Source organism: Zhenpiania hominis, assembly GCF_014333425.1.
GTDB classification, from domain to species: domain Bacteria; phylum Bacillota; class Clostridia; order Peptostreptococcales; family Anaerovoracaceae; genus Hominibacterium; species Hominibacterium hominis.
In genome coordinates this window covers 131,236-144,822 of sequence record NZ_JACRYT010000003.1, presented here as the reverse complement: position 1 = coordinate 144,822, position 13,587 = coordinate 131,236, and the positions used below count along the sequence as shown (strand labels likewise).

Sequence of the window (13,587 nt, the reverse complement as noted above, 5' to 3'; positions counted from 1 at the left end):
TTTTACTATGGAAAAAATGGGACTGAATGAGATTCGTCAGGCTTTCCAGAGCTTCTATGAATCAAAAGGTCACTATAAAAGAAAAAGTTTTTCTCTTATCCCGGAAAAGGACAAGAGTCTGCTTTTGATAAATTCCGGTATGGCACCATTAAAACCTTATTTCGCAGGTCTTGAAACCCCTCCATCCAAACGGATGACAACCTGTCAGAAATGTATTCGTACCGGTGATATTGAAAATGTTGGCTACACCTCGCGGCATGGTACTTTTTTTGAAATGCTGGGAAGTTTTTCCTTTGGCGATTATTTTAAGAAAGAATCCATTACCTGGGGCTGGGAGTTAATGACTCAAGTTCTCAAACTCCCTGAAGATCGTCTCTGGGTTTCCGTATATGAAGAAGATGATGAGGCTTATGACATCTGGAAAAATGTCATAGGTTTTCCAGAAGAACGAATCGTTCGTCTTGGGAAAGATGATAATTTCTGGGAAATTGGAACTGGCCCCTGCGGACCATGCTCCGAGATATACTATGATCGGGGAGAAGAGTACGGCTGTGGAAAAGAAGACTGCAGACCCGGCTGTGACTGTGACCGTTATATCGAATTCTGGAATCATGTATTTACACAGTTTTCCAGAGATGAAAACGGCAACTATTCCGATCTCGCTCACCCGAATATCGATACTGGAATGGGGTTGGAACGGATCGCCACCATTATGCAGGGCGTAGATTCCATATTTGATGTTGATACAGTCCGCTATATACTGGACAGTGTTGTAGAACGTTCGGGAGTCGCCTATAAAAGCGGAAAAGCGGATACAGATGTTTCCATCCGTATCATTACCGATCATCTCCGTTCTATGACATTCATGATCGGAGACGGTATTATCCCAAGCAATGAGGGTAGGGGATACGTGCTCCGCCGCCTTTTAAGAAGAGCCGCGCGGCATGGCAAGCTTCTTGGTATTCAGGGCTCCTTCCTCTCGGATCTTTGCGCGAAAGTCATTGAAATTTCCGGAAACGCTTATCCTGAATTAAAAGAAAAAGAGGATTATATCAAGAAGGTCATTGCTATTGAAGAATCCAAATTCAGCAGTACAATTGATCAGGGCATGAGTATTATTGAGGACTATGTATCCCAGATGAAAGCGGAGCATAAGACGCTGCTTGAAGGGGAAAAGGTATTCAAACTCCATGATACTTATGGCTTCCCGCTGGAGCTGACTCAGGAAATCCTGCAGGAACAGGGCTGTGAAGCTGACGTCGAAGGTTTTAAAAAACATATGGAGCATCAGAAAGAGTTGGCCAGAGCCGCGCAAAAATCGAAAGAGGATGCCGGCTGGGAGGAGGCCAACGCAGACTTGGATCTGGGAGAGAGAACAACTTTCACCGGTTATGAAACACTTTCTGATACAGGTACAGTTACTTTACTCTTTGCCGGAAAAAATCCGATCGATGAGCTGAAAGAGGGAGACACCTGTATGGTTGTCCTCAATAGAACCCCGTTTTACGCGGAAAGCGGCGGACAAGCCTGTGACCGGGGAACCATTTCCACCGACGCGTTTGAAGGAGAGGTTCTGGACGTTTCCAAGAAACAGAATGTATTTGTCCATAAGGTGAAGGCTGTTTCCGGAACGCTCCGTCGGGATGAAACCGTGCATTGCCAGGTAGATCTGGAAAACCGCAATCATACGGCACGTAACCATACGGCAACTCACCTGCTTCACGCGGCACTGAGACAGGTACTCGGCGAGCATGTTCAGCAGGCAGGTTCCAGCGTTGCGGCAGACTCTCTGCGCTTTGACTTTACCCACTTTGAGGCCATGACGAAGGATGAACTGCTGAAAACGGAGGCCATTGTAAATCATCAGATCTCCCGTTTTCTTGATGTATCTACAAGAGAAATGCCAATTAAGGAAGCGGAAAAAGAAGGGGCGATCGGCCTGTTTAGCGATAAATACGGAGATACAGTCCGAGTGGTTTCCATTGGAGACTGCAGTAAAGAGCTGTGCGGAGGAACCCATGTGGCAAACAGCGGCCAAATCGGGGTATTCCGTCTGCTTTCTGAATCTGGCGTCGCTTCCGGCGTTCGCAGGATCGAAGCGATTACCGGAGCATCCGTTTTAAAGAAGCTGGAAGAAAATGAAAGAATTCTTTCTGAAACAGCGGAACTATTGAAAACAAACTCGTCTGGTCTTGTGAACAGAGCCGTGGGACTGACCGAGGAAATACGGGCGTTAAAAAAAGAGGTAGAGGAATTTAAAAAGAACGCTATGGGCAGTGCGCTCGATCAGATGTTTGCGGAAGCAAAAACGATTAACGGAGTTACTCTCTTAACTCGTTCTTTTAAGGATTATGCGATTGACGATCTGCGGAAACTGTCGGATGATGTTAAAAAGGAGCATAAAAACACTGCCATGGTTTTTGCCGCGCAAAATGGAAGCAAAGTTACATTCCTTGTTTCTCTAACTGACGATCTCCTTGATCAGGGTTATCACGCCGGCAAAATGATCAAGCAAATCGCAGCTGCCGCAGGCGGTGGTGGAGGCGGAAAAGCAGATATGGCCCAAGCCGGCGCCAAGGATCCTTCCAAGATCCCGGATGCCTTTGCAATGGCTGAAACACTGCTGTAAAAAATGTGTAAGAAGAAGATTAAGTCTTTGTAAAATTACGTAAAAGTTCTTGTACTTCATTGTATAAAAGTGTATAATCAATAAAGAAGATAGATAGCAAGGGAGGTACATACATGGACAGACAAACAAGAATGTACGATAATCTGGATAAATTAGAACAGCGCACAATTGAAGAAATCCTGACCATTGTATATGACGCGCTGGAAGAACGGGGATACAATGCAATCGACCAATTAGTGGGCTATATTCTGTCAGGCGATCCTTCCTATATTACCAGTCATAACAATGCTCGAAATATTATCGGACGCATTGAACGCGACGATCTGGTGGAGGAACTGATCAAGTCCTATCTTCACAAATGAACAAAAGAAGAATGAAAGAAGAGCGGGCCATATATTTTTAGGTCCGCTATTTTTCTGTTATGGGAATCCTTATAACAGAGAGAGGAGTTTTATGCAGAAGAAAATCGCGCTTGATGTGGGGGATAAAACAATTGGCGTTGCTGTCAGCGATCCTCTGCTGATTACCGCGCAGGGAGTTACAACAATTGAACGGATCGGCATCCGAAAAGACGCTGGAAAAGTTATGGATCTGATCAAGGAATACGACTGTGATACCGTTGTAATCGGTCTGCCAAAAAAATTGGACGGAACCGACAGCCCTCAGACGGAAAAAGTATATACATTTAAAACCATGCTGGAAAATAAAATGAGAAGTTCCGGTATGAGCCATGTAAAGATTGTCTATCAGGACGAACGCCTGACTACCGTAATGGCGGAAAAAGTCCTGATTGAAGGCGATGTTAGTCGAAGTAAACGGAAAAAGGTAATCGACAAGCAGGCTGCTGTGCTGATCCTGCAGAGCTTTCTGGACTCGCAGCAGACCCCTTGTTTATAGAGTTATTAAAGAAAACAGGAGGCAAAAATGAATATCAGAAATCAAATTGTACTAAGCCAGGTTATGCTGCCAAATCAAGCCAATGTGGCTGGCAATGTTCATGGCGGAGAAATCATGAAACTCATGGACTCCGCGGCCGGAGCGGTAGCGATACGCTATGCGAAGGAAAACTGCGTTACGGCCAGAGTAGATGAACTGGAATTCCATCTTCCGATCTTTGTAGGAGCACTCGTCACATGCACCGCTTCTATTGTATATGTCGGAAGGACCTCAATGGAAGTCCTCGTAAATGTAGAAGCAGAGGATCTGGTATCTCATTCCGGCCCACAGAAAGCTTTGTCCGCATACTTTACAATGGTCTGCATGGGCAAAAACGGAAGGCCGCAGAGCGTACCGGAATATACACCGGAAACAGATGATGAAAAACGGCTGTTCGAAGAAGTAGAAAAAAAGAGAGCGCTGAGAAACAACTAATCATGTTCACGGCGGAGGGGTTCTAAAACTTTTGATACCTCTGCCGCCGCAATTGTTACACGCTACACAAAAGCAAGCTGCGGCAACGCAGCAATTACTATAAAACAGAAGAGGAAATAACGATGTATCAGACAGCCAGAACGAAGCACCACCTTTTTTTTATTTCAGTGTTGATGCTCCTGTGCCTTTTCCTTGCTTCCTGCGGCAGCGATCAGAAGACCGGTGGAAACAACGCAATCGCAGGCACCTGGGAAATGACTGAAATCTCAAGTGGAACCAGCCAGATGAGCGCCGAGGATTATATGAAATCTGCTGATGTGGAAAAAGTGCCTGTCCTCAAATTTGAAACAGACGGATCGGTCACGCTTGATGTAGACGGGGACTCCGGTACTGGAACATGGGCGGAAGAAAACGGCAATTATTCTATAACTTATAAAACCGACAGCGAGGAGCATACCCAATCTGTGGATATGGACGGCTCCATGTTAACAATCAAACAAAATGGCTATACATTAACCTATGAACGTCAATAGTAAGAGGAGGTTTTTTAGCATGCAAAAGAAAACAAAACATTTTATAACGTTTACGCTACTCGTTATGCTGCTGGGCTGTATGTTATTACTATCTGCATGCGGAGATTCCAGCGATGATCCGGTTGTGGGGACATGGGAAATGAGTAAAGTAAGCGCTCTTGGCCAGGAGATGTCCGTCAAACAATTCTTAAAAAATACAAATACTACAGAAACTCCTAAAATTACGTTTAATGGAGATAATACTGTCGATGCGGATATGATGGGAACACAAGGCAAAGGCGAATGGGAACGAAAAGACGGCGCCTATATTGTCACAGATGATACCAGCGCGGAACTCAGCTTTGAATTAAAAGACGACACGCTCAGTGTCGAACAGGGTGGCGCGACATTGGAATTTGAAAAACAGGAACAAAATTAAAATAGGATAGACGTAACTATTCCGAAAACATAAATTTTCGGAATAGTTAATAGGACTTATAAAGAAAAGACGCCCTCAATGAGGAACCATCGGGGCGTCTTTTCTGTTCGTTGTATCATATAATATTGGTTTAGGGAAATAATTTGCTACATTAATTCCAGTCTTGTTAGACTAGAGGTTATTTACGGGGATTTTCAAAACTTGACCTGCCTGAAGTTCCGATGCGGAGATATGATTATGTTCACATATCACATAAACGGATTCCCGTGGATCCATATCGGCAGGCATATATTCGTCTGCAATTTGCCATAACGTATCACCAGGAAGGACTTCTACCTGAACGTACTGCTGTTTTGTCGATCCCTCTGCATTATTGAAGCCAAAGACCGTAGTAAACACTCCAACAAGAATAAGCAGCGATAAGACGATAAAAATCGTAAATCTACTTCTGGATTTCACGTAATATCTTTTTCTGGTTTTACAGGTATGAGTAGTTGCCATCATGATTTATCCCTCCCTTGATATGTTCCTGTGTATGAAACGCATGAAACATTTGTTCGTTCTGATATTCTTATCATACACGAACATTCATTCTTTGTCAAGAGAAAAATAAACATTTGTTCGTATTTGTTTGGAAGATTTATACCGATTACAGTTTTACGAACATCCAAATAATCATTGCGCAAAGGGCAGCAACAATGATCAGATCTGTGAAAATTGAGCCGGCAGCGCCGCCTGCTCTGCCCTTTTGTCTAATGGTAAAAAGTTTTCCTAAAATAAGGAATACAATACCGACGGAAAGCATCAGGGTTTCCCATGGCTGCTGCATCGGCCTTCCAACGGACTGCTCCATTCCGATGGGGATAAGTACCAAAACAAGGGCAATCCCATAGAAAATAAAATTTAATCTCTGTTTCATAATGTATCACTTTCTCTTTGCTAGGCCCTTCGCCCGCTATTTATAAAGCCGATCATAAGCTTTATCCATCCAACCGGTAAGACGCTTTCTCATAATAATCCCCACTACGCACAGAACTACAGCTACCGCAGCAACCACAATGGCGCCAGTATAATTCCCAGCTTCAATCTGTCTGCCAATCAGAAGACTTCCCATCATTCCCGGGCTGCGCCCTACAAGAGAAACGGTCAAAAACGGTTTGAGTTTCATCTCGGAAATTCCAGCGGCATAGTTACATAGATCCTTTGGAACCCCGGGAATCAGAAAAATCAAAAAAACAATGACAATTGCCTTCTTACTGTTTAGCTTATGGATAAATTCGTTAATCCTGGCTTCTCCAAAAATCAGATGCATGGCGTCCCGCCCTAGAAGCTTGGCGAGATAATAGGTCACCACCGATCCGATCGCCGCGCCGATAATCGAATATAAAAAGCCCAGCCAGAACCCATACATATATCCCGCCGCAAATTGGAGCCATTGGCCCGGAATCACACAGATAATAATCTGAAGAATCTGCGCTCCAATATAAACAAGAATACTTTCCGCATGGTAATGCTCGAACAACGCGTTGACATTTTCCATACTGGACATACTGTCGATAAGCTGTGGCTCAAAAAAGTAAATATACAGCGGCAGCCCGATAATAATCAAAAGCAGCAGCGCGAATTTCAAAATCGTACTGATGACTTTGATGCGTTTATGAATTTTATCTTTTCTATGCTTGTCCATATCCAGCCACCCTCTCTACCCAAATTCCCTTTTGAAAACTACAGAGAAATTAAATTCTGTTCATATAAAGCCTGTAAAGCTTTAATTACCCCAAATTTAGAATGTTCATAAGTAAGCCCGCCCTGGAAATATACGATATAAGGCTCACGAATAGGCGCGTCCGCGCTTAACTCAATGGAAGATCCTTGTATAAAGGCTCCCGCTGCCATTACTACTTGATCATCATATCCCGGCATATCCCATGGCACAGGCTTCACATGCGCGTCAATCGGCGCAGCAGCCTGAATTCCTTCACAGAACGCAACGACTGCTTCCGGGCTTCCCAGTTTGACAGCCTCAATAATATCGCTCCGCTTTTCTTCTGCTTTTGGACACACATCAAACCCCAGATTTTCAAAAACCTTGGCACACAGAGCAGCCCCCTTAACTGCTCCATTTACTGTTTTGGGCGCCAGGAACAGCCCTTGGAACATTGTTCGTGTCTGTCCGAACATCAATCCGCATTCTCCGCCGATTCCAGGGGATGTCATGCGATAAGAAATATCATCGATCAAATCCTGCCGTCCGGCAATATATCCTCCTGTCAGCGCCAGCCCGCCTCCCGGATTTTTAATGAGAGATCCAGCAAGAACGTCCGTTCCCACTTCGGTTGGTTCTTTCACGTCGAGAAATTCTCCATAACAGTTATCCACCATACAGATAATATCCGGATTGATTCCGTGGACAAAATCAGCCCACTCCTGGATCTGCTCAATGGTAATCGCCTTTCTCCATCCGTATCCGGTCGCGCGCTGTACCGTCACCATGCGAGTCTTTCCCGTAATCGCTTCTTTCAAGGCTGCCAAATCAATCTCTCCTTCCGGTGTCAGTTCAATCTGCTGATAGCTGACACCGAACTCCTTCAGAGAGCCCTTGCCTTCACCCCGGATTCCGATTACTTCCTCCAGCGTATCATAAGGGGCTCCTGTACAGTAGATCAGTTCATCGCCGGGACGGAGAATCCCCGTCAGTGTTAAAGTAAGAGCGTGGGTTCCATTTACAATAATCGGTCGTACCAACGCCGCCTCTGTCCGGAAAATATCCGCGTAAACCCGTTCCAGAGCTTCTCTTCCCGCGTCATTATATCCATATCCTGTATTCCAGGAAAAGTGCATATCACTGATTCGATTATTCTGAAACGCAGTCAGCACTTTATACTGATTATAAGCCATAATATCATCAAGGCTGTCAAACTCGCCGCGGATATCGGATTCCGCCTGTTCGATCCGGTCGAGTACCTTTGGAGAAACGCCCAGTTCCTCCGATAATAGTTGATATGTGTTCTTTCGCATTTCGTTCTCTCTCCTAGGTTTCCGTAATTTGCTCTTTGTTATTCCGCAGCCGCTTCTTTTTCTGCTCGTTCTTCTGCCCTTGCTTTTTGATCCGAAAGCTGGCGTTCAAAGAATACATGCGGGTTGGATAATTCCAAAATAAATTGACCGGATGCGGTTCCATAAGGATGCGCGTCAAAAAAAGCGTTAAACTCCTTCTTGTAGTTAATTTTCATTTTTTTCAGCAGCGTTTTCCGGTCTATCGTGGTTTCTTCCTGCCATGTTAAAACCGGAAATCCATTGTTAACCCCGTGCAGGCCGCCCTGATCGGGGCGATATGCGCTGCCCAGCGCCGCCGCCATATGTGTGCTTCTCAAATCTCCGGAAAGTTCTACCGATGCCACATTCGAATAATTCTTTTCTCCCTCTCCATCTTTTTCTTTCCCTACCGCGACCGGCGCAGATTCGTCCAGGTAATAATTATTGCTGATATAGGTCTCAATGTTTGCGTAATAATTGGCTGTAAAGTTTCCAAGAACACCGCCGAGATATTCTCCGTTCTTCACAGCGCCTACATTATAGCAATTTCTCAGGCGAACTCCGTTCTCCCCAATGCTTCCGACGATTCCACCGACATAATTCGCAAGCGAAGACGTTCCTTTCACTCCGGAAACCGTCCCTGTATTGTAACAGCTTTCTACGGTAGAACCAGAAGCGTTGGTATAGCCGACAATTCCACCGGTACATTCATTGTTGGAGCGAATAGACCCGGTATTGTAACATTCCCGAATCACGGCGTCTCTTGCCACCGATCTTCCCGCGACCCCGCCGGTTCCATAAGTTCCTACGCCACGCCCGGAAGAAGATATGGTGCCGGTATTGGAGCACTGGACCACAGATCCATTCCAGTTTTCTCCGACAACGCCGCCGACTTTTACGGTCCCGCTGACATTTCCTTTATTATGGCAGTCTTCAATCCGCGCGGACGTGCTCTGTCCCACAATGCCACCGACCTTGTCCCTTCCGGAAACGTTCATATCAACTGTGCAGTTTTCCACAGAAGAATCCGGAGCCATAACAGCGGCAAGACCTCCCACAGTACTTGTCTCTGTTTCAATACTTCCTGACAGATTCAGATTTCGGACCGTTCCTTTCAGATAGCCGAAAAATCCCTGATTGTCATCACTGGTTTTTTCAATATGAATTCCCGAAATTGTATGTCCATTTCCCTCAAAAATTCCCTCAAAGGCGTAGATATCCGAATATCCAATCGGGGTCCAATCCTTTGTCAGCTCAATATCATTCATCAGCTTTATCGTAATCCCCTTAAATGTATAGACTTCATTTACCTGCCAGTTAAATTCTCTTGTGCTGACCAGTTGAGAAAGCCCCATAAGCTCCTCTTCTGTGGAAATTTCGTATTCCTTGCGCTGATCCTCCGGATCGAACCAGCGAGTATCTGGCTTTCCGTTTTTGATTGCCTTGTCTTCTTTCAGTTCTTGCTGAAATTCCCAGTCATACTGAAGGGGCTCCACTTTTTGTATGAAGGAATAATCAACTGCAGAGACGGGGGACACCGATATGAAATTTGAGATAAACAGCGACGCTGCAAGCACACAGAATATTTCCTTCTTCTTCATTTCCTTACTTATTTCCTTTCCAAATGATCTTACCATTAAATTCTTATCTATATTATGAATTATTTCTTATCTTTTTCATAAGGTTTTCCCTCTTTTTTTCCGGAACGCTCCAGTTCCCATTCCATATCGCGCACCAGATCCCGTTTGACATTCATCTTATGAGCCGCGTAAAGCTGGGTTGTTGTCACCTGTTCGTGATCCAACAGCGCCTGAACATCATAAATCGAATTTCCCCGTCCGATCAGACTGGTTGCCGCGGTGGCCCTCAGCTTGTGGGGGCTGTACCCCTTCTTTCGGGAAGTCGAAAGACCGATGGATGTATACTTTTTCACCAGTTCCCGAATCTGCCGCTCTGTCATGCGCTTTCCCTGGAGGGAAAGAAACAGCGCGTCCCGATTTTCCTCGCTTAAGGTTTCATCTCCCGGCCGTTCATTTTCCAGATAATCCTGGATCACCATGGTGACCGACTGATTTAGAGGCATAGTGGATTCCTTTCCTCTCTTTCGGTAGATGAGGAATTCTCCCCGTGAAAACTGAAAGGAAGATACATTCAGCTGCTGCAGCTCTGATAACCGAAGGCCGTAGGTCAGAAACAGAATCAGAATCGCCTTATCCCGCTTCTTCGTTTTTTCCCAGTATTGCCGTTCCTTTTTTGTCAGATGGCTGCCGGTGGAGACCGCATCCAGCATAATCATAACCTCATCATCCTGCAGAGCTTTAATCTCACGCTCCGAGGCGCCTGGCACCCGAATCGGATCAAACCCGTCTGTAATATTCTTTTCCAATTTCTGATCCCGGTAAAGCTGTTTGAATAAAACAGACAACGAAGATTTTTTCCTTGCCAGAGTTTTATTGCTGTTTTCAAAGGCAACCGTAAATCCATCCTTTTCCACTTCATAATGCCTGCAGTAATCGAGGAAGCTGTTGACATCCGGAGCCGTTATCTGAGAAAAATCGTTTAGAGTAATATCCCGGACACATTCCGCCTCCGTCAGCGATGTCTCGTCAATCAGATACTGGCAGAAAAAACGAATATCATGCAGATACGCGAGCCTTGTCATAGGAAGCACATTACTCCGCAAATATGTGAAATATCCCTTTAGAAACGAAGGAAGCTCTTTCTCAAGTTCCCGGCACTGGCGGATAATATCCTGTTCTTTCCGAACAACATTATCAGGCCGCCCGCTTCTGTTATAAACTTTTACGTCCTTACCTTTATCCATGCCATCATATCCTCAATTGCCCTTTCCCGACTCTCATAGCAGGAAAGGTTAAACCATTTTATTTTATCATATCTGCGGAACCACGTTAACTGTCTTTTTGCATAATGTCTTGTATTTTGCTGTATTTTTGCGATGGCTGTTTCCAGATCCCATTTTCCGTTTCGGTATTCAATGAGTTCCTTGTATCCGATCCCCTTCATAGAAATATGTTCCTCTGTCAGACCCATAGCGAGCAACCTGTCCACTTCTTCTAAAAGCCCCTGTTCCATCAGGAGCAGCACCCGCCGGTTGATTCGATCGTAAAGCTCCTCTCTGTCTCTGGTAAGGCCGATAAGGAATGGATGGTAGTCCGGGCAGGGCCTGTTTGCTTCGGAAAAGGGGCGTATCCCTTGCCCCGCGGTCTCCGCCGCCTCCAAAGCCCGGATAATCTTCTTCGTATTATTGGGGTGGATTCGAGCCGCTGCCTGCGGATCCTTCTCCGCAAGCATCCGGTGCAGGACCTCTTTTCCTTCCCGCTGTGCAATTTCCTGAAGTCTCTCCCGATAGCCGTTATCCGCGGGAGGCGCGCTGAAATCCATCTCATAGAGGATCGAGTTCAGATAAAGGCCCGTACCTCCTGCCAGAATGGGAAGTTTGCCTTTTTCATAAATCTCCTGAATTGCCTGTTTAGCCATCCTCTGATACTGTACCACGGAAAAAGGAGTCCGAGGATCAATTTCATCTACCAGATAGTGCCGTACTTTTCGCCGTTCTTCCTCAGACGGCTTGGCGCTCCCAATATCCATGAATTTGTAAAGCTGCATAGAATCACAGGAAACAATCTCTCCTCCGAGACGTTCCGCCAGCTGGATAGCGTATTCCGTTTTTCCCGTAGCCGTAGGGCCTACTACCGCGATTAAGTCCTTCATTTACACCCTCTTAAACATCTTTTCAATTTCATACTGCGTCATTTTTATAAACGTAGGCCGTCCGTGGGGGCAGGAAAAGGGATTTTCACATTGTTTCAATTCCTCAAACAGACTTCGAATCTCCTCGTCCTTCAGATAGTCGTGCGCCTTCACAGCGCTCTTGCAGGATCGCATGATAATTTTTTCGATCGCTGGAAGATTATCTATTTTTATTCCTGCCGCTGCCTGTTCGGTAAAATCCTTTAAAAACCGTTCTGCTTCCTCCAGTTCCATAAAGGCGGGGATTCCCTTTATCCGGTACGTCCTGGGGCCGAAAACTTCCGCCTGGAATCCCATTCTATTCAAATGGGGCACCCAGTCATCCTGGGATTCGGCTACATCGTAGGAAACATTCAGCGTAATGGGAAGCATAACCGGCTGACAGTAGGTCTCACTCTGCCGGTACTGTTTCATCAGCTTTTCAAAAAAGATCCTTTCATGAGCAGCGTGCTGATCAATGAGATAAAAGCAGCTTTCATCAACGGCTGTAATATAAGTGCCAAAGATAGATCCGGTGATGGTAAGCTCATCAAAATCAAAGGGAGCAGGCGTCTTTGGCAGAATAGTCTCCGAAGACTCTACAAAAATATCTGCCTCCGGCGATGGCTTGACCTGATATTCGGCCACCGCTTCTCTCAGCTCTGGCTCCCGCCTGTCTTCTTCGTTTCTTATATTTGACAATAATTTTTTTATGTTAACTTGTTCCTCTTCCGGAGGAACCTCGGCTTCGATTTTATCCGCGGCAGCCACCGGCTCTGGAGCGGCAGATTCCCTTTTCGCAACCGTCGGTTCTGGAAAAGGTCTTCGAAAGAGCATTTTTTCTTTTACTTCTGGGATGGATTCTTTTGAAAGAAGCGCTTCCCTCAGAGACTTTCTTATAAATTCTGTTACAAAATCCTCATCGTTAAAGCGGATTTCTCTTTTATTAGGATGAATATTGACATCCAATGAATCCGGCCGGATCGCCAGAAATAGAAAGGCTATGGGAAATCTTCCCTCAAAAAGCTTATCCGCGTAAGCCTGGCTGATTCCCTTCTGTATCACTTTACTGTCCACAACTCTGCCGTTGACGAAGAAAATCTGCTGCTTTCTTGTCGCCCGGCTCTCTCCCGGGTTTGAAATATAGCCTTCCAGTCTCAGGTTCCCTTCTTCAGCCTGTACTGGAATCAGTCCATCGCCCAGCTCTCTGCTGAATACCGTCAGAATGTTCTTGTATCGATCCCCTTTCCCGGGCGTAGAAAACAGCATGTTGCCGTTGCTGATCATGCGGATACGGAGATGGGGATAGGCTAAAGAAATCTGGGAGACGAATTCAATAACCGCGCTGCTTTCTCCTGCGTCCGATTTCATAAACTTTCGCCTGGCAGGGGTATTATAGAATAGATCCCGTACAACAATCGTCGTGCCGCCGGGACATCCTGTAGCTTCCCGCTCCGCAATGCTGCTTCCTTCGATTACAAGGCGTGTTCCTGCTTTTTCTTCCGCCGTTTTCGTTATGATTTCCGTTCGGGAAACAGCGGCAATACTAGCGAGGGCTTCACCGCGAAATCCCAGCGTTTCAATACTTTCCAAATCCTTTGCCCGGGAAATTTTGCTGGTGGCGTGACGCAGGAACGCAATTTCCACCTCATCGCTTTTGATTCCGCAGCCATCGTCTGTTACACGGATATAGTTTTTTCCTCCCTTTTTTATTTCAACTGTAATACTCCGTGCTCCCGCGTCAATGGAATTTTCCACCAGCTCCTTTACAATGGAAAGAGGCCGTTCAATTACCTCCCCTGCCGCGATTTTATCCGCTACTTCTTTTTCTAAAACATGAATCATCTTTC

At 45.6% G+C, this 13,587-nt stretch carries 14 protein-coding genes; 6 read left to right on the top strand and 8 right to left on the bottom strand.

Going from position 1 to position 13,587, the window contains the following annotated elements; all coding sequences use genetic code 11:
- Nucleotides 1-7 precede the first annotated feature (7 nt).
- The 6 genes from alaS (at nucleotide 8) to H9L42_RS05000 (ending at nucleotide 4,951) form a co-directional block, all read left to right on the top strand.
- A complete protein-coding gene (alaS, locus tag H9L42_RS05025) occupies nucleotides 8-2,629 on the top strand; it encodes an alanine--tRNA ligase (protein ID WP_187302290.1) in 2,622 nt (873 codons plus the stop codon).
- A gap of 113 nt (nucleotides 2,630-2,742) precedes the next feature.
- The gene (locus H9L42_RS05020) at nucleotides 2,743-2,991 is read left to right on the top strand and encodes an IreB family regulatory phosphoprotein (RefSeq protein WP_187302289.1); all 249 of its coding nucleotides are present in this window, start codon (nucleotides 2,743-2,745) and stop codon (nucleotides 2,989-2,991) included.
- Between the two features lie 91 nt (nucleotides 2,992-3,082).
- Entirely contained in the window at nucleotides 3,083-3,526 is a 444-nt protein-coding gene (gene ruvX, locus H9L42_RS05015) for a Holliday junction resolvase RuvX (protein WP_187302288.1), read from the top strand.
- Between the two features lie 27 nt (nucleotides 3,527-3,553).
- A complete protein-coding gene (locus tag H9L42_RS05010; RefSeq protein WP_187302287.1) occupies nucleotides 3,554-4,000 on the top strand; it encodes an acyl-CoA thioesterase in 447 nt (148 codons plus the stop codon).
- 122 nt (nucleotides 4,001-4,122) lie between these two features.
- On the top strand, nucleotides 4,123-4,533 hold the full coding sequence (locus H9L42_RS05005) for a lipocalin family protein (protein WP_187302286.1): 411 nt from the start codon (nucleotides 4,123-4,125) through the stop codon (nucleotides 4,531-4,533).
- A gap of 19 nt (nucleotides 4,534-4,552) precedes the next feature.
- The gene (locus H9L42_RS05000) at nucleotides 4,553-4,951 is read left to right on the top strand and encodes a hypothetical protein (protein WP_187302285.1); all 399 of its coding nucleotides are present in this window, start codon (nucleotides 4,553-4,555) and stop codon (nucleotides 4,949-4,951) included.
- Between the two features lie 171 nt (nucleotides 4,952-5,122).
- Here H9L42_RS05000 and yneA read toward each other — a convergent pair whose 3' ends face one another.
- From yneA to mutL, 8 genes are all read right to left on the bottom strand, one after another.
- Nucleotides 5,123-5,455, bottom strand: a complete 333-nt coding sequence (gene yneA, locus H9L42_RS04995) for a cell division suppressor protein YneA (RefSeq protein WP_187302284.1) — start codon at nucleotides 5,453-5,455, stop codon at nucleotides 5,123-5,125.
- A gap of 145 nt (nucleotides 5,456-5,600) precedes the next feature.
- Nucleotides 5,601-5,870 carry a hypothetical protein gene (locus H9L42_RS04990; RefSeq protein WP_187302283.1) on the bottom strand — a complete coding sequence of 90 codons (270 nt, stop codon included), beginning with the start codon at nucleotides 5,868-5,870 and terminating at the stop codon, nucleotides 5,601-5,603.
- A gap of 36 nt (nucleotides 5,871-5,906) precedes the next feature.
- Nucleotides 5,907-6,638, bottom strand: a complete 732-nt coding sequence (locus H9L42_RS04985) for a TVP38/TMEM64 family protein (protein WP_187302282.1) — start codon at nucleotides 6,636-6,638, stop codon at nucleotides 5,907-5,909.
- Nucleotides 6,639-6,676: 38 nt separating this feature from the next.
- Nucleotides 6,677-7,969, bottom strand: coding sequence for a methionine gamma-lyase family protein (locus H9L42_RS04980; protein WP_187302281.1), 1,293 nt, complete (start codon nucleotides 7,967-7,969; stop codon nucleotides 6,677-6,679).
- Nucleotides 7,970-8,007: 38 nt separating this feature from the next.
- Complete coding sequence (locus tag H9L42_RS04975) at nucleotides 8,008-9,588, bottom strand: GLUG motif-containing protein (RefSeq protein ID WP_187302280.1); 1,581 nt, start codon at nucleotides 9,586-9,588, stop codon at nucleotides 8,008-8,010.
- A 59-nt stretch (nucleotides 9,589-9,647) separates the two neighbouring features.
- Nucleotides 9,648-10,811 carry a tyrosine-type recombinase/integrase gene (locus H9L42_RS04970; protein ID WP_187302279.1) on the bottom strand — a complete coding sequence of 388 codons (1,164 nt, stop codon included), beginning with the start codon at nucleotides 10,809-10,811 and terminating at the stop codon, nucleotides 9,648-9,650.
- Nucleotides 10,790-11,719, bottom strand: coding sequence for a tRNA (adenosine(37)-N6)-dimethylallyltransferase MiaA (gene miaA, locus H9L42_RS04965; protein ID WP_187302278.1), 930 nt, complete (start codon nucleotides 11,717-11,719; stop codon nucleotides 10,790-10,792). The genes H9L42_RS04970 and miaA overlap by 22 nt, the downstream gene beginning before the upstream one ends.
- The gene (gene mutL, locus H9L42_RS04960; RefSeq protein ID WP_187302277.1) at nucleotides 11,720-13,582 is read right to left on the bottom strand and encodes a DNA mismatch repair endonuclease MutL; all 1,863 of its coding nucleotides are present in this window, start codon (nucleotides 13,580-13,582) and stop codon (nucleotides 11,720-11,722) included.
- Nucleotides 13,583-13,587: the final 5 nt, after the last annotated feature.